General features: G+C 59.4%; 15 protein-coding genes and 1 rRNA gene. 8 read left to right on the forward strand and 8 right to left on the reverse strand.

Going from position 1 to position 13,634, the window contains the following annotated elements; all coding sequences use genetic code 11:
- The first annotated feature begins 6 nt into the window (after nucleotides 1-6).
- The 3 genes from rrf to AACQ95_RS19490 all read left to right on the forward strand — a co-directional run bounded on the left by rrf (nucleotide 7) and on the right by AACQ95_RS19490 (nucleotide 4,130).
- Nucleotides 7-121, forward strand: a 5S ribosomal RNA gene (rrf, locus tag AACQ95_RS19480).
- A gap of 390 nt (nucleotides 122-511) precedes the next feature.
- Nucleotides 512-829, forward strand: coding sequence for a PTS system regulator TmaR (gene tmaR, locus AACQ95_RS19485; protein WP_042868369.1), 318 nt, complete (start codon nucleotides 512-514; stop codon nucleotides 827-829).
- A gap of 217 nt (nucleotides 830-1,046) precedes the next feature.
- Complete coding sequence (locus AACQ95_RS19490; RefSeq protein ID WP_241279489.1) at nucleotides 1,047-4,130, forward strand: transglycosylase domain-containing protein; 3,084 nt, start codon at nucleotides 1,047-1,049, stop codon at nucleotides 4,128-4,130.
- A gap of 87 nt (nucleotides 4,131-4,217) precedes the next feature.
- Here the strand turns inward: AACQ95_RS19490 and yjgA are convergent, their stop codons facing one another.
- Nucleotides 4,218-4,742: a ribosome biogenesis factor YjgA gene (gene yjgA, locus AACQ95_RS19495; protein WP_042868365.1), complete on the reverse strand. Its 525-nt coding sequence runs from the start codon at nucleotides 4,740-4,742 to the stop codon at nucleotides 4,218-4,220.
- A gap of 113 nt (nucleotides 4,743-4,855) precedes the next feature.
- Between yjgA and pmbA the strand changes: the two genes are divergently transcribed.
- Nucleotides 4,856-6,199 carry a metalloprotease PmbA gene (pmbA, locus tag AACQ95_RS19500; protein ID WP_241279491.1) on the forward strand — a complete coding sequence of 448 codons (1,344 nt, stop codon included), beginning with the start codon at nucleotides 4,856-4,858 and terminating at the stop codon, nucleotides 6,197-6,199.
- Between the two features lie 86 nt (nucleotides 6,200-6,285).
- Here the strand turns inward: pmbA and murA are convergent, their stop codons facing one another.
- The 7 genes from murA to mlaF are packed head-to-tail and all read right to left on the reverse strand — an operon-like array spanning nucleotide 6,286 to nucleotide 10,805.
- The gene (murA, locus tag AACQ95_RS19505; protein WP_042868361.1) at nucleotides 6,286-7,542 is read right to left on the reverse strand and encodes a UDP-N-acetylglucosamine 1-carboxyvinyltransferase; all 1,257 of its coding nucleotides are present in this window, start codon (nucleotides 7,540-7,542) and stop codon (nucleotides 6,286-6,288) included.
- Between the two features lie 16 nt (nucleotides 7,543-7,558).
- Entirely contained in the window at nucleotides 7,559-7,816 is a 258-nt protein-coding gene (gene ibaG / locus AACQ95_RS19510) for a BolA family iron metabolism protein IbaG (RefSeq protein WP_005306001.1), read from the reverse strand.
- Entirely contained in the window at nucleotides 7,816-8,088 is a 273-nt protein-coding gene (locus AACQ95_RS19515) for an STAS domain-containing protein (RefSeq protein ID WP_042868359.1), read from the reverse strand. The genes ibaG and AACQ95_RS19515 overlap by 1 nt, the downstream gene beginning before the upstream one ends.
- The gene (gene mlaC / locus AACQ95_RS19520) at nucleotides 8,085-8,717 is read right to left on the reverse strand and encodes a phospholipid-binding protein MlaC (RefSeq protein WP_042868357.1); all 633 of its coding nucleotides are present in this window, start codon (nucleotides 8,715-8,717) and stop codon (nucleotides 8,085-8,087) included. Before mlaC ends, AACQ95_RS19515 begins: the two co-directional genes overlap by 4 nt.
- 9 nt (nucleotides 8,718-8,726) lie before the next feature.
- Nucleotides 8,727-9,218 (reverse strand): outer membrane lipid asymmetry maintenance protein MlaD, encoded by a 492-nt coding sequence (gene mlaD, locus AACQ95_RS19525; RefSeq protein WP_045525748.1) that lies wholly within the window; start codon nucleotides 9,216-9,218, stop codon nucleotides 8,727-8,729.
- 7 nt (nucleotides 9,219-9,225) lie between these two features.
- A complete protein-coding gene (gene mlaE, locus AACQ95_RS19530; RefSeq protein WP_042868353.1) occupies nucleotides 9,226-10,005 on the reverse strand; it encodes a lipid asymmetry maintenance ABC transporter permease subunit MlaE in 780 nt (259 codons plus the stop codon).
- A complete protein-coding gene (gene mlaF, locus AACQ95_RS19535) occupies nucleotides 10,005-10,805 on the reverse strand; it encodes a phospholipid ABC transporter ATP-binding protein MlaF (protein WP_043140015.1) in 801 nt (266 codons plus the stop codon). The genes mlaE and mlaF overlap by 1 nt, the downstream gene beginning before the upstream one ends.
- Before the next feature lie 208 nt (nucleotides 10,806-11,013).
- Between mlaF and AACQ95_RS19540 the strand changes: the two genes are divergently transcribed.
- The 4 genes from AACQ95_RS19540 to lptA are packed head-to-tail and all read left to right on the forward strand — an operon-like array spanning nucleotide 11,014 to nucleotide 13,634.
- A complete protein-coding gene (locus tag AACQ95_RS19540; RefSeq protein WP_043140012.1) occupies nucleotides 11,014-12,009 on the forward strand; it encodes a KpsF/GutQ family sugar-phosphate isomerase in 996 nt (331 codons plus the stop codon).
- On the forward strand, nucleotides 12,009-12,563 hold the full coding sequence (gene kdsC / locus AACQ95_RS19545) for a 3-deoxy-manno-octulosonate-8-phosphatase KdsC (protein ID WP_043140009.1): 555 nt from the start codon (nucleotides 12,009-12,011) through the stop codon (nucleotides 12,561-12,563). Before AACQ95_RS19540 ends, kdsC begins: the two co-directional genes overlap by 1 nt.
- The gene (gene lptC / locus AACQ95_RS19550) at nucleotides 12,560-13,120 is read left to right on the forward strand and encodes an LPS export ABC transporter periplasmic protein LptC (RefSeq protein ID WP_043140007.1); all 561 of its coding nucleotides are present in this window, start codon (nucleotides 12,560-12,562) and stop codon (nucleotides 13,118-13,120) included. The genes kdsC and lptC overlap by 4 nt, the downstream gene beginning before the upstream one ends.
- Nucleotides 13,107-13,634, forward strand: a complete 528-nt coding sequence (gene lptA / locus AACQ95_RS19555) for a lipopolysaccharide transport periplasmic protein LptA (protein ID WP_042867839.1) — start codon at nucleotides 13,107-13,109, stop codon at nucleotides 13,632-13,634. The genes lptC and lptA overlap by 14 nt, the downstream gene beginning before the upstream one ends.

A 13,634-nucleotide genomic window follows, 5' to 3' on the forward strand; every position in this document is an offset into this window, starting at 1 on the left:
AATTTGCCTGGCGGCCATAGCGCCGTGGAACCACCTGATCCCATGCCGAACTCAGAAGTGAAACGCGGTAGCGCCGATGGTAGTGTGGCATTCGCCATGCGAGAGTAGGACACTGCCAGGCACCCAACATTGAAAGCCCGCTCATCTGAGCGGGCTTTTTTATTGCTTTAAATTGGCATGTCAGCAGCCATTTTGCGCAATTTTGGTTATATTTTGTTTCTTATTACCCCATAGCCAGCTGTTTCATATCGCCTCAGCTCAACCAGCAAGGCCCTTTGCTCCCTTGTTTGCTGATGTGATAATTGCTACCTCATGGTGGCCTGTCTATTTGGTTCTCCACTCGACTCTTTGCTGCCGAAACACGGCGCCAAGCCTGCAATTAGGGTTGTATCTGCTTCATAACTCGGTAGAGTAAAGGGCATCTTGAGTTTGCCTGTACCCTCTCCTTTTTTCTCTCTGGTACGGGCGTAACTTGGCCTGCTTTTATCAACCTTAAGTCAGTGGTATCGATATGGAACAAGTAAACAAGTCCACCTTCAGCGATGTACTGGAATATGTGCGTATGTCCCGTCGCCAGAACAAACTCAAGCGCGAGATCGCCGACAACGAGAAGAAGATCCGTGATAACCAGAAGCGGGTACTGCTGCTCGACAACCTGAGCGACTACATCAAGCCGGGTATGAGCATAGATGAGGTTCAGGCCATCATCGCCAACATGCGTACCGACTATGAAGAGCGCGTCGACGATCACATCATCAAGAATGCCGAGCTGTCCAAAGAGCGTAAAGATCTGAGCTCCAAGCTCAAGGCCATGAGCTCCAGCAAGTAGTCCAGCCTAGCTGCTACCTGAAAACACCGGCTTTTGGCCGGTGTTTTGTTTTCCGCCATCAGCTCGGATCTCTTCGCGCGCTGCAACAATCGGCTCCCCTTTTTATAATCGCCCTGTTACCATCACTACAAAGCGGTCAATAGTTTTCAAGCCATTGACTTGAAAAGACTAAGCTTGAGTGAAACACAATAAATTGCGCAACCATGGTGGGGCTGATATGGGCGCATCAGAACAGACGGATTTGAACAAAGTGGCATCTCAGGATTCATCCGTCCCACGCGCGGACGGCAAATACACGCGCAAACGTCGTCCCTGGTGGCGCTGGTTGTTCTGTTTTCTCTTTTTGCTGTGCCTGGCTGCCGTGATCGCCCTGGTTGGCTATGAGATGCAGACATCCAGGCTGCAGTCGCAGGAGATCTCCCGCTATGCTGCCAAGCTGACCTATCAGGTCGAGCCGGGCCCCAGCAAACAGATAGCCTTCCCCGATGATGGCCCCTTCGACAAGCGGCTCGGTTACGTGCTGCTGCCCATGATGCAAGAGCGCTTGCTGCAACGGGGTTATCAGGTCAGCGAGCAGGTGCATTTTTCCGATGCGCTCTATGACTATGCCAGTCGTGGCTTCTTCGTTCCCTATACCGAGAAGGTGCAGGCCGGGCTGACGCTGCATGACTGCCGGGCCGAGCCCTTTTATCAGTTCAAGTATCCGACCCACTATTACCCGGATTTTGCCTCCATCCCGCCGCTGGTCATACAGTCGCTGCTGTTCATCGAGAACCGTGATCTGCTGAGCAACGAACAACCGCTGGCGAACCCGGCGGTGGATTGGCCCCGTTTTGCCAAGGCGGCCATGTCCCAGGTCGGCAAGGCGCTGGATATGCAGGATCAGTCCGCCGGCGGCAGCACACTGGCGACTCAGGTCGAAAAGTATCGTCACTCACCGGACGGTCTGACGCTCTCTCCCACCGAGAAGATCCGTCAGATGGCCTCGGCCAGCGTGCGCGCCTATCGCCTGGGCCCCAAGACGCTGGAGGCGCGCAAGCTGGTAGCCTGGGCCTACCTCAACTCGGTTCCGCTCTCCGCGGCCCCGGGTTATGGCGAGGTGCATGGCTTGGGTGATGGCCTCTGGGTCTGGTTTGGTGCCAACGTGGACGAGGTCAATCGTCTGCTGGATCCGGCCCGCAATCAGGATGCACCGCTTGCAGAACAAGGGCTCGCCTTGCGTCAGGTAGTCTCGTTGATGATTGCCCACCGTCGCCCCTCCTACTATCTGGCACAGGGGCGCGATGCACTGGCGACCCTGACCGACAGCTATCTGCGCCTGTTCGTGCAGGAGGGAATGATCACGCCGCCATTGATGGAGGCTGCTCTCAAGGCCAAGATAGGTTTCCGCGACTTCCTGCAGTCCCCTGCGATGACCAAGGTCAACAACAACAAGGGTTTGCAGGTCGCGCGTACCCGTCTCAGTCGCCAGCTCGGGGTGCAGTTGTATGATCTGGACCGGATGGATCTGACCGCTGACACCAGCCTCAACATGCCGCTGCAAAACGAGATTTCCCGCTACCTGCAGCAGCTGGCAGATCCCGCCATCGCAGCCCAGGTAGGGCTGTTTGGTGAGCGCCTGCTCTCGCCGGAGAAGACGGGGGACGTGAAATACAGCTTTACCCTGTTCGAGAAGTCGCCGGAAGGCTTCAAAGTGCGGGTGCAGACTGACAACACGGATCAGCCGTTCGATATCAACGAGGGCAGCAAGCTGGAGCTGGGCTCCACCGCCAAGTTGCGGGTACTGACCACCTATCTGGAGATAGTGTCCGAGCTGCACGACAGCTATGCGGACATGTCTGCGGAGAGTCTGCGCAAGATAGAGGTGTCGGAGCAGGACAACATCAGCCGCTGGGCTGTCTCCTATCTGATGACGGCCAAGGACAAGAGCCTGCCGCCTATGCTGGAGGCTGCGCTGGATCGCAAGTATTCCGCCAGCCCGAGCGAAGGTTTCTTCACCGGTGGTGGCATGCATACCTTCAACAACTTCCGTCGTGAGGATAACGGTCGCATTCCGGCGATCCGCGACGCGCTGCGCGAGTCCATCAACCTGCCGTTCGTGCGGTTGATGCGCGATATAGTGCGCTACAGCCTGTATCGGGAGGGCAACCGTGCCCAGCTGCTCAAGGATGACAAGGATCCGCGCCGTACCGAGTATCTGGCCAAGTTCGCCGATAAAGAGGGCCAGACCTATCTGCTGCGCTTCTGGCGCAAGTATCGCGGCAAGACTGCAGATGAGCAGCTCGACACCTTCCTGGATGGTCTCAAGCCCAGCGCCGTACGGCTCGCAGCCGTGCATCGCTATCTGATGCCGGATGCCTCGCAGGAGACCTTTGCCGCCTTCCTGGCCAAGCGACTGCCGCGTGACAAGCTGAGCGACCGGCGGATAGAGCAGCTCTATACCAGCTATGGTCCCGGCAAGTATTCGCTGCCGGATCAGGGCTACATAGCCCGGGTTCACCCGCTGGAGCTGTGGCTGCTCTCCTACCTCAAGGAGTTTGACAAGGCGACCTTTGCCGATGCGGTCGAAGCCAGTCGTGATGAGCGCCAAGAGGTGTATAGCTGGTTGTTCAAGACCCGTCACCGCAGTGCCAGGGACAGCCGTATCCGCACCATGCTGGAGGTCGAGGCCTTCCTCGACATTCACCAACGCTGGGCCAGACTGGGCTACCCGTTCGATCACCTGGTCCCCTCGCTGGCGACGGCTCTGGGCAGCTCGGGGGACAGACCCGCAGCACTGGCCGAGCTGATGGGGATCATCCAGAACGGTGGCATTCGTGCGCCGACCTTGCGTATCGAGCACCTCTCGTTCGCCAAGGGCACGCCGTTCGAGACAGCGTTTGAACCGCTTCATACCGAAGGCACCCGGGTGCTGCCGGCCGAGGTGGCCACCGCGTTGCGCAATGCGCTGTCGAAGGTGGTGGAAGGGGGAACCGCCAGACGCATAGCCGGCGCCTTTGCCCTGCCGGATGGCACTGTCCTGCCGATGGGGGGCAAGACGGGCACGGGTGACAACCGGATCGAAACGGTCGGTCGTTATGGCAATGTGACCAGCTCGCTGGCTCGCAACCGGACCGCGACCTTCGTCTTCTATCTGGGGGAGGATCACTTCGGTACCCTGACCGCCTATGTGCCGGGCAGCCAGTCTGACAAGTTCCGCTTCACCTCGGCCTTGCCGGTGCAGGTGCTCAAGGGGATGGCGCCACTGCTGATGCCTTATCTGCAGCCCGGTACCCATACCCAGTGCCTCGCTGGCAACTAGCGCGCAGAGCAGCATAAGAAACGGGGCCAATATGGCCCCGTTTTACGCTGTGTCGATTGCTGCTCGCCATGGGGCGTGAGTCATCACTTACAGCAGGTTTTCGATTTCACCGCGCAGGTACTGGTACATTTCGCGATAGGCGACCGGCGGCTTGTTCAGTTCCCGTTCCTTGTTGGCGGAACGGATCAGCTGACGCAGCTTCTGGCGGTCCAGCTCATGAAACTGGGACATCAGCTCGTTCAAGGCGCTGTCACCTTCGGTGATCAGGCGCTCGCGCCACTGTTCCAGACGATGCAGGCGGGCATTCACTGTGGAGTGGCGGTTCTTGATGATGGAGAGCGCTTCTTCAATCGGTTCTATATCACGGCTGCGCATCAGACGGCCGATGAACTGCAAATGGCGACGGAAGGACTCATCCTTCTTGGGCTTGAGTTTGCGGCCCAGCTCGACAGCATCTGCAAGCTCTTCATCCAACGGGATTTTTTCCAGCTCGCTGTGGCTCAGGGAGACTATCTCCGCGCCCAGCTTCTGCAGCACTTCCGCATCGCGCTTGAGCTGGGTCTTGCTGGGGCCCCAGTCTTCCAACTCGTTGTCGTCTTGATATTGACTCATCGGTCTCTTGATTCCTGTCGTTCACGTTGGTGGATATGTTACCAGCTTCTCCCGCTGGGCGCAGGGGTCTGATATGCTTAGCCCCCTTTCCTTCCTTCATACAGATGTGAGTTATGGATCAGCAAGACCAAATTCGCCAGGATCAAGCCCATCTCGAGACCGTCGTTGCCGAGGCACTGGAGATAGCCAAGGGACTGGGTGCCTCGCTGGCCGAAGTCTCCATCAGCAAGCAGACCGGGTTGTCGGTGAACACCCGCGGTTGTGAACTGGAAAGTATCGAATTCAACAAGGATGGTGCCCTTGGCATCGCCGTTTATCGCGATGGCTGCAAGGGATCCTCCTCGACTACCGATCTGGGCAAGTCGGCCATCCGCGCCGCCGTTGAAGCGGCCATGGAGATAGCTCGCCATACCTCGCCCGATGACTGTGCCGGTCTGGCTGATGCGGACCTGCTGGCCTGGGATGCCCCCGATCTGCAACTGTGCCACCAAATCGAACTGGATCCCCAGCGCGGCATCGAGCTGGCCATCGAGTGCGAGCGACTGGCGCTGGGTCGCGACGCCCGCATCAAGCATTCCGACGGGGCAGGTTTCTCCAGCCACCTCGGCATCAAGGTCTATGGCAACAGCCACGGCTTCGTCAAAGGCTATGCGGCGTCACGCAACTCCCTGAGCTGTGTGCTGATCGGTGAGCAGGATGGCGACATGCAACGGGATTATGGCTACTCCTCCAGCCGCGATCTGGCCGGGCTCTGGAGCCCGCAGCGCATCGCCGACGAGGCGGTGGAACGCACCGTCTCCCGCCTCGGCGCCCGCAAGATCTCCACCCGCCACGCTCCCGTGCTGTTTCACCCCGACACGGCTGCCGGCCTGTGGGGCCATCTGGTGATGGCCATCAGCGGTGGTAACCTCTATCGCAAGTCGAGCTTCCTGCTGGACAAGCTGGGCAAGCAGATCCTGCCCGAGTGGCTCACCATTCAGGAGTTCCCCCACCTGCTGGGCGGGCTGGCCAGCACGCCGTTCGATGGGGAAGGGGTGCGTACCCGTGACATGGAAATAGTGCGCAACGGCGAGCTGATGAGCTGGCTGCTCACCTCCTACTCGGCCCGCAAGCTGGGGTTGACCACTACGGGTCATGCCGGTGGCATCCACAACTGGCAGGTTTCCAGCACGGGTCAGAATTTCCAGGAGATGCTCAAAGAGTTGGGCACAGGCCTGCTGGTGACCGAGCTGATGGGGCAGGGGGTCAACATCGTCAATGGCGACTACTCCCGTGGCGCCGCCGGCTTCTGGGTCGAGAATGGCGAAATAGCCTACCCGGTCGAAGAGATCACCATAGCCGGCAATCTGAGCGAGATGTTCAGTCATATAGTGGCGGTGGGCAGCGACGAAGATGAGCGCTCCAGCCTCAAGACAGGCTCTGTGCTGGTCGAAAATATGAAGCTGGCGGGTCACTGATCCCCGCTCCCACGAAATCGATGCCATGAAAAAGGCCCCCTCGCCAACGCGAGGGGGCCTTTTTATCAGCCTGCGATCAGGGAAAATCAGCCCTTGATGCGCTCGATGCGGCCACCCAGGGCCTGCAGCTTGTGCTCTATGTCTTCGTAGCCACGGTCGATGTGATAGATGCGGTCGACTATGGTGGAGCCTTCGGCCACGAAGCCGGCCAGCACCAGACTGGCGGAGGCGCGCAGATCGGTTGCCATCACCTGGGCACCCTTGAGTTGCTCTGTGTCACGGCAGATGGCCACATTGCCCTGCAGTTCGATATCTGCGCCCATCCGCACCAGTTCAGGTACGTGCATGAAGCGATTCTCGAAGATGGTCTCTGTGACCATGCCTGTGCCCTTGGCGACGGCGTTCAGCACGGTGAACTGTGCCTGCATGTCGGTCGGGAAGGCCGGGTAAGGGGCCGTCTTGATGGTGACCGGCTTGAGGGTACGACCCGTCATGTCGAGGCTGATCCAGTCAGCGCCCTTCTCGATCAGTGCCCCCGCCTCTTCCAGCTTGACCAGCACGGCTTCCAGCAGGGAGGGATCCGTCTTGCGGCAGGTGATCTTGCCGCCGGTAACCGCAGCACCCACCAAGAAGGTACCGGTTTCGATGCGGTCAGGTTGCACGCTGTAGCTGCCCCCGTGCAGACGTTCGACACCGTCTATGGTCAGGGTGTCGGTGCCCGCGCCCTGGATCTTGGCACCCAGCGCATTGAGGAAGTGGGCCAGATCGACCACTTCCGGCTCGCGCGCGGCGTTTTCGATCACGGTGCGCCCGTCAGCCAGGGTAGCGGCCATCATCAGGTTCTCGGTACCTGTGACGGAAACCATGTCCATCAGGATGTGGGCACCTTTCAGACGGCCGTCGACGCGGGCCTTGATGTAGCCATCCTCGATGGTGATCTTGGCACCCATCAGCTCCAGGCCGTGGACGTGCAAGTTGACCGGACGGGCACCGATGGCGCAGCCGCCGGGCAGGGAGACGTCGGCAGCACCGAAACGGGCGGCCAGCGGGCCCAGCGCCAGGATGGAGGCGCGCATTGTCTTCACCAGCTCGTAGGGGGCGACGTGGTTGTTCACCGCACCGGTCAGCACTGTCACGTTGCCGTTGACCTTGGTGGTGGCACCCAGCATCTCCAGCAGCTTGATGGTGGTACCCACGTCTTTCAGGCGCGGTACGTTGGAGAGGTGGATCTCTTCATCACACAGCAGGGTGGCGAACAGGATAGGCAGGGCGGCGTTTTTGGCGCCAGAGATGGTCACTTCGCCGTTGAGAGTACAACGACCATCAATTTTAAATTTGTCCATTTACTTAGATACCAAATCAGGAGGGCAGTAGGAATTTACGTTCGCGCTTCCACTCGGCATCGGTAAAAGCCTTGATGGAGAGTGCGTGAATGGCGTTGCTGGCGATCTTGTCCATCAGCGGGGCATAGATGGCCTGCTGCTTCTTGACCCGGCTCATACCGTCAAACATGTCACCGACGGCGATCACTTGATAGTGACTACCATCCCCTTTGACATGGACTTCGGACAATGGCAGAGCTTCGAGGAGTATCGCTTCAATTTCAGAGACTTGCATTATGCGTCCTCAGTTGTGAGCGGGGTTGACTGAAACAGCCCGGCCACCCCGTACAGGTTGGCCAGGGTATAAAAATCAGTGGAGGCGCCCACCAGTTGCGGTGTGGCGCCTCGTGCCAATGCGGCTTTGGCCCATTTGACCAGCAGGGCCAGCCCGGCGGAGTCCAGGGTGGTGACCTCGCCCAGTTCGAGCCGATCTTCCTGCCACCAGTCGGCGCGGCGTTGCCACAGCTCAACGACCTGGGGTGCCTGCAGCTCGCCGCTCAGTCTCATGACTTGATGACCAGCGGCTTGGCATTGTGGGCGCGCAGCTGGGCGATCACCGCATCTATGCCGTTCTGGCGAATGAGGCCACCCAGCTCGTTCTGCTTGGCAGAGAGCAGGCTGATCCCTTCGGCGACCATGTCGAAGGCTTTCCATTCGCCGGTCTTGTTGTTCTTGCGCAGCTTGAACTCGAGGAAGATGTCCGGTTTGCCGGTCTCTTTCACGCTGACGTTGACGGCTGTGATGTTGCTGTCACCCGGCGCCTTGCCCGGCTCGACCTTGACGGTCTGCTTGTCGAAGTGCGCCAGCGCATCGGCGTAGGAGCTCACCATGTATTCGGTGAATACCTCGACGAAGGCGTCACGCTGGGCCGGGGTGGTCTGCTTGATCTGGTTGCCGAGCACCTTGTAGGCGGCGAAGCGGTTGTCCACATAGGGCAGCAGCTCTTCACGTATGATGACCCGCAGGTGATCCGGGTTGCTCTTCACCTGGGACTTGTCCGCCTTCAGGCGGGCAAAGGTCTGCTTGGCCGCTTCGTCCACCAGGGCATAGGGATCGGTGGCATCGGTGGCGTGAGCGACCAGGGAAAACAGCATGCTGGTCATCAGGCCCAGCAGCAGGGCGATCTTCTTGAACATGGTTACTCCTTACTTGCTGTCTGACTTGGTGTCGGAAGACTGGCTGTAGAGGAACTTGCCAATCAGGTCTTCCAGCACAATGGCGGATTTGGTGTCTTCAATCATGTCGCCATCCTTGAGCATGCTGGTGCCCATCTCCTCATCGGTGAAACCTGGCATCAGGCCTATGTACTGCTCACCGAGCAGCCCCGAGGTCAGGATGGAGAGGGTGCTGGTTTCGGAAAACTCGCCGGCACTCTTCTGCATTTGCAGGGATACGACTGGCACCTGGCTCTTGGCATCCAGGGTGATGTCGCTGACCCGGCCGACGACGACGCCACCGACCTTGACCGGTGAACGTACTTTCAGGCCGCCGATATTATCGAAATGGGCGCGCAGGGTATAGGTTTCTCCTTCCGGTTTGAAACTCAAACCTGCCACTTGCAGTGCCAACGCCAGAATGGCACCGATGCCGGCCAGCATGAAGGCGCCAACCAGGAATTCTACTTTGCTGAACTTCATCTTTACCTTATCCAAACATGACTGCGGTGAGTATAAAATCCAGGCCGAGCACGGCCAGGGAGGAGTGGACCACGGTACGGGTCGTGGCCTGACTGATCCCGGCCGAGGTCGGCTTGGCATCATAACCGTTAAAGAGCGCAATCCAGGTGACAACCAGTGCGAAGATCACACTCTTGATCGCCCCTTGCATGATGTCATCCTGCCAGTCGACTGAGGCCTGCATGGCGGACCAGAAGCCCCCTTCGTCCACCCCCAGCCAGTCCACACCGACCAGCTTGCCGCCGAAGATACCGATCAGGCTGAACATGAAGGCCAGCAGCGGCATGCTGATGACCCCGGCCCAGAAGCGGGGAGCCACTACCCGGCGCAGCGGGTCTACCGCCATCATCTCCAGGCTGGAGAGCTGTTCTGTGGCTTTCATCAGGCCGATTTCGGCGGTGAGGGCCGAACCGGCGCGGCCGGCAAACAGCAGCGCCGTCACGACCGGACCCAGTTCCCGCAACAGGGAGAGGGAGACCAGCGGGCCCAGGCTCTGCTCGGCGCCGAAGTCCTTCAATACGTTGTAACCCTGCAACGAGAGCACCATGCCGATGAACAGGCCGGACACCAGTATGATGGCAACGGACTGCACGCCCACCACGTACAGCTGCTGAAGCAGCAGGGGGAAGTGCTTGCGCGGCTCGGGTTTGCCCGCCAGCGCATGAAACAGCATTATGGTGGCTCGGCCGATGGAGCTGATGAAACGCACTCCGACCCGGCCCAGCTTGCTTACTTGGCTTATCAACATCACAGATCCTGTAGCAGGTCGCCTGCCGGAAAATGGAACGGAACAGGACCGTCGGGCAATCCTTTCAGGAACTGCTCGACTTCGGGATTATGCTCCTCGCGCAGCTGATCCGGCGTGCCGTGTGCCACCACCTTGCGGTTGGCGATGATATAGGCGTAGTCGGCTATGCTCAGCACCTCTTTCACGTCGTGGGTGACGATGACGGAGGTGATGCCGAGGGCACCGTTCAGCTCCTTGATCAGCTTGACCAGCACCGCCATCGTGATGGGGTCCTGGCCGACGAACGGCTCGTCATACATGATGAGGTCCGGATCCAGCGCTATGGATCTGGCCAGCGCCGCGCGGCGGGCCATGCCGCCGGAGAGTTCGGACGGCATCAGTTTCGCTGCGCCACGCAGACCGACCGCCTGCAACTTCATCATGACGATGGTGTGGATCAGCTCCTCCGGCAGGCCTGAGTGCTCCCGCAGCGGGAAGGCCACGTTGTCGTAGACCGTCATGCCGGTAAACAGGGCGCCGCTCTGGAACAGCATGCTCATCCGCTTGCGCACCTCGTACAGGCGGGAGCGGGAGAGGGTGGGGATATCTTCCCCGTCAAACAGGATATGACCGGACTCAGGCTTGAGCTGGCCACCGATCAGCCGCAGCAAGGTGGTCTTGCCTATGCCGCTGGGGCCCATGACCGCAGTGACCTTGCCACGGGGAATGGTCAGGTTGATCCCGTCGTATAACAGCCGATCTCCGTGACTGAAGGTCAGATCGGAGATGGTGATCAGGTCATTGTTCAAACAATTGTCCATCCGGTGTAAATGAAGAGCGAATTTTATGGGCTAGTCTAGGTCTAAGCAACAGCAAGGAACAACTATTGAACAGCCCGCCTGCCCAAAAGCGCGACAGTTTTGTGTAACCAATTGTCTCTACTTTTAGGACCGAGAAGTATCCGATTCGCTTATCTCGACAGACTTTTTTATAATCCCGCAGCAAATTTCGGCCCGGAGCTGTGCCTTTATGTCTGTAAAGCCTGAAAAAGTGTCTGAACTGTTCGATTTTCGTCGCAGCGCCCGTACCGTGCTGGACATTGAAAAACAAGCGATTGATGGACTCTATCAGTACCTGAATGATGCCTTCGATCAGGCATGCAACCTGGTGCTGCGCTGCAGTGGCAAGATAGTGGTCACCGGCATGGGCAAGTCAGGTCATGTCGGGAGCAAGATTGCTGCCACCCTGGCCAGCACCGGCACCCCCGCCTTCTTCCTGCACCCTGGCGAAGCCAGTCACGGGGATCTGGGGATGATCTCCAGCGGCGATCTCATCATCGCCATCTCCAACTCGGGCGAGAGTGACGAGATCCTGGCCCTGCTGCCGGTGCTCAAGCGCCGTGGCATCCAGTTGATCTGCATGACGGGCAACCCCGCCTCCACCATGGCCAAGGAAGCGAACGTGCACCTGTGCGTGCGGGTCGAGAAGGAGGCGTGCCCACTCGGGCTGGCGCCCACCTCCAGCACCACGGCCACTCTGGTGATGGGGGATGCACTGGCGGTTGCCCTGCTGGAAGCACGCGGTTTCACCGCCGATGACTTCGCCCTTTCTCACCCGGGCGGGTCGCTGGGCAAGCGGTTGCTGCTGCGGGTCGGTGACCTGATGCACAGCGGCGAGCTGTTGCCCCGGGTGGGGATAGATGCCACCATCAGCCAGGCGCTGCTGGAAGTGAGTCGCAAGGGGCTGGGGATGACGGCGGTCGTCGACGCCGATGGCCGGCTGGCCGGGCTCTTTACCGATGGTGACTTGCGCCGCATCCTGGATCTGCAGGTGGATATCCATCACACCCCGATCGCCAAGGTGATGACGGCCAACTGTGTTACCGTAGGACCCGAGATGATGGCAGCAGAAGCCGTCAAATTGATGGAAACCAGAAAGATCAACGGATTACTGGTAGTGGATGAGGACAAGCGCCCGCTCGGTGCCTTCAACATGCACGACCTGCTGAAAGCCGGAGTAATTTGATGCAAAACGTACCGACCCTCTACGGTCCGGTGACGCGCAACCAGTATGACAGGGCGGCGCAGATCCGCCTGCTGGTGTGCGATGTGGATGGCGTTCTCTCCAACGGCCTCATCTATATGGGCAATGATGGCGAAGAGCTGAAGACTTTCTGTACCCGCGACGGCGCCGGCATGCGGGCCTTGCTCAACGCAGGTATCGAGATTGCCATCATCACGGGGCGCAACTCCCGCATCGTCAGCGATCGGATGAAGAGCCTGGGTGTGCAGCATCTGGTGCAGGGGGCGGATCAGAAGCTGCCCCACTTCGAGGCACTGCTGGCCAAGCTGGGGCTGACGCCGGAGCAGGCCGCCTACATGGGTGATGACACCATAGATCTGCCGGTGATGCAGGCCTGTGGCCTCGGCATCGCCGTGGCCGATGCCCACCCACTGGTGCTGGCCCGGGCCGACATGGTGACCCGACTGGCCGGTGGGCTGGGTGCTGTGCGCGAGGTGTGCGACCTGATACTGCAGGCACAAGGGCTGGGTGACTATCAGCCAGAGGCCTCGGTATGAGCAGACAGACGCTGCTGTTCGCCCTGCTGTTTCTGGTGGCGCTGGCCGCCTGGCAGCTCGGCGACATAGAGCTGGTACCGGAGCCGACCACCAAGGTCGAGAACTATCAGCCGGACTTCACCGCCAAGAATCTGGTCACCACCCGCTTTGACGCCGATGGGCGGCGCACCGAGCGGCTGGAGTCAGAGTATGCGGAGTATTACCAGCTTCTCGAACAGGCCACCTTCAACAAGCCGGTGGTCTACATGTTCGACAAGCAGGGCGAGGCCGAGTGGAAAGTCACGGCCGATACCGGCGTGCTCAACACGGATGACAACGTGATCCTGCGGGACAAGGTACATCTGGACGGCCTGCTGCCCACCTCCTTCATCTCCACGCTGGATACCCCCTATATGGAGCTGGATCTGGTGACCCAGAACGTGAGAAGCAATCAGCAAGTCAGCATAGTGGGTAAGGATTTCCAGACCGAGGGCGTTGGCCTGAAGGGTCATCTGGAACGCAAATATTTTGAATTACTGGACCAGGGCCATGCCATCTATTTCAATGAAAAACGTTAATCTGGCCCTCGCGGCCTTGCTGCTGTGCGGCACCGTGAGCGCCAAAGAGTCCGACTTTGCCGAGAAGGTCTACGTGGATGCGGTCAAACAGGTGGCCGAGATGCAGGACAACCGCATCACCTTCAGTGATGATGTCATCATCACTCAGGGCACCATCAAGATTAAGGCCGACAAGGTAGTGGTGATCCGCTCCGGCGAGAAAGGGGCCGAGGTGATGACGGCCTATGGCAATCCCGCCACCTTCTTCCAGATCCTGGACAACGGCAAGCCGGTCAATGCCCACGGCAACAGCATCCGCTACGAGCTGAAGAACCGCCTGGTGACCATCACCGGCAACGGCCAGCTCAAGCAGGAAGACAGCCAGGTCAACGGCGATCTGATCCGCTACGACATCGTCAAACAGAAGATGATCGCCGAGAGCAAGGGCCCGACCCAGCGCGTCAAGACGGTGTTCCTGCCGGATCAGGTAGAGAACTTCGACAAGCCCGCCGATCAGAAGAAGCAGGGAAAATAA

The organism is Aeromonas sp. MR19, from assembly GCF_963899305.1.
Taxonomy (GTDB): Bacteria; Pseudomonadota; Gammaproteobacteria; order Enterobacterales; family Aeromonadaceae; genus Aeromonas; species Aeromonas bestiarum.

Excerpts from the sequence above, each read along its gene's own strand:
- ibaG (WP_005306001.1), bottom strand. The coding sequence starts at position 7,816 with ATGCAAGTCTCTGAAATTGAAGCGATACTCCTCGAAGCTCTGCCATTG.
- mlaF (WP_043140015.1), bottom strand. The coding sequence starts at position 10,805 with ATGGACAATTGTTTGAACAATGACCTGATCACCATCTCCGATCTGACC.
- yjgA (WP_042868365.1), bottom strand. The coding sequence starts at position 4,742 with ATGAGTCAATATCAAGACGACAACGAGTTGGAAGACTGGGGCCCCAGC.
- pmbA (WP_241279491.1), top strand. The coding sequence starts at position 4,856 with ATGGATCAGCAAGACCAAATTCGCCAGGATCAAGCCCATCTCGAGACC.
- mlaC (WP_042868357.1), bottom strand. The coding sequence starts at position 8,717 with ATGTTCAAGAAGATCGCCCTGCTGCTGGGCCTGATGACCAGCATGCTG.
- mlaE (WP_042868353.1), bottom strand. The coding sequence starts at position 10,005 with ATGTTGATAAGCCAAGTAAGCAAGCTGGGCCGGGTCGGAGTGCGTTTC.
- murA (WP_042868361.1), bottom strand. The coding sequence starts at position 7,542 with ATGGACAAATTTAAAATTGATGGTCGTTGTACTCTCAACGGCGAAGTG.
- kdsC (WP_043140009.1), top strand. The coding sequence starts at position 12,009 with ATGCAAAACGTACCGACCCTCTACGGTCCGGTGACGCGCAACCAGTAT.
- tmaR (WP_042868369.1), top strand. The coding sequence starts at position 512 with ATGGAACAAGTAAACAAGTCCACCTTCAGCGATGTACTGGAATATGTG.
- AACQ95_RS19490 (WP_241279489.1), top strand. The coding sequence starts at position 1,047 with ATGGGCGCATCAGAACAGACGGATTTGAACAAAGTGGCATCTCAGGAT.
- mlaD (WP_045525748.1), bottom strand. The coding sequence starts at position 9,218 with ATGAAGTTCAGCAAAGTAGAATTCCTGGTTGGCGCCTTCATGCTGGCC.
- lptA (WP_042867839.1), top strand. The coding sequence starts at position 13,107 with ATGAAAAACGTTAATCTGGCCCTCGCGGCCTTGCTGCTGTGCGGCACC.
- AACQ95_RS19540 (WP_043140012.1), top strand. The coding sequence starts at position 11,014 with ATGTCTGTAAAGCCTGAAAAAGTGTCTGAACTGTTCGATTTTCGTCGC.
- AACQ95_RS19515 (WP_042868359.1), bottom strand. The coding sequence starts at position 8,088 with ATGAGACTGAGCGGCGAGCTGCAGGCACCCCAGGTCGTTGAGCTGTGG.
- lptC (WP_043140007.1), top strand. The coding sequence starts at position 12,560 with ATGAGCAGACAGACGCTGCTGTTCGCCCTGCTGTTTCTGGTGGCGCTG.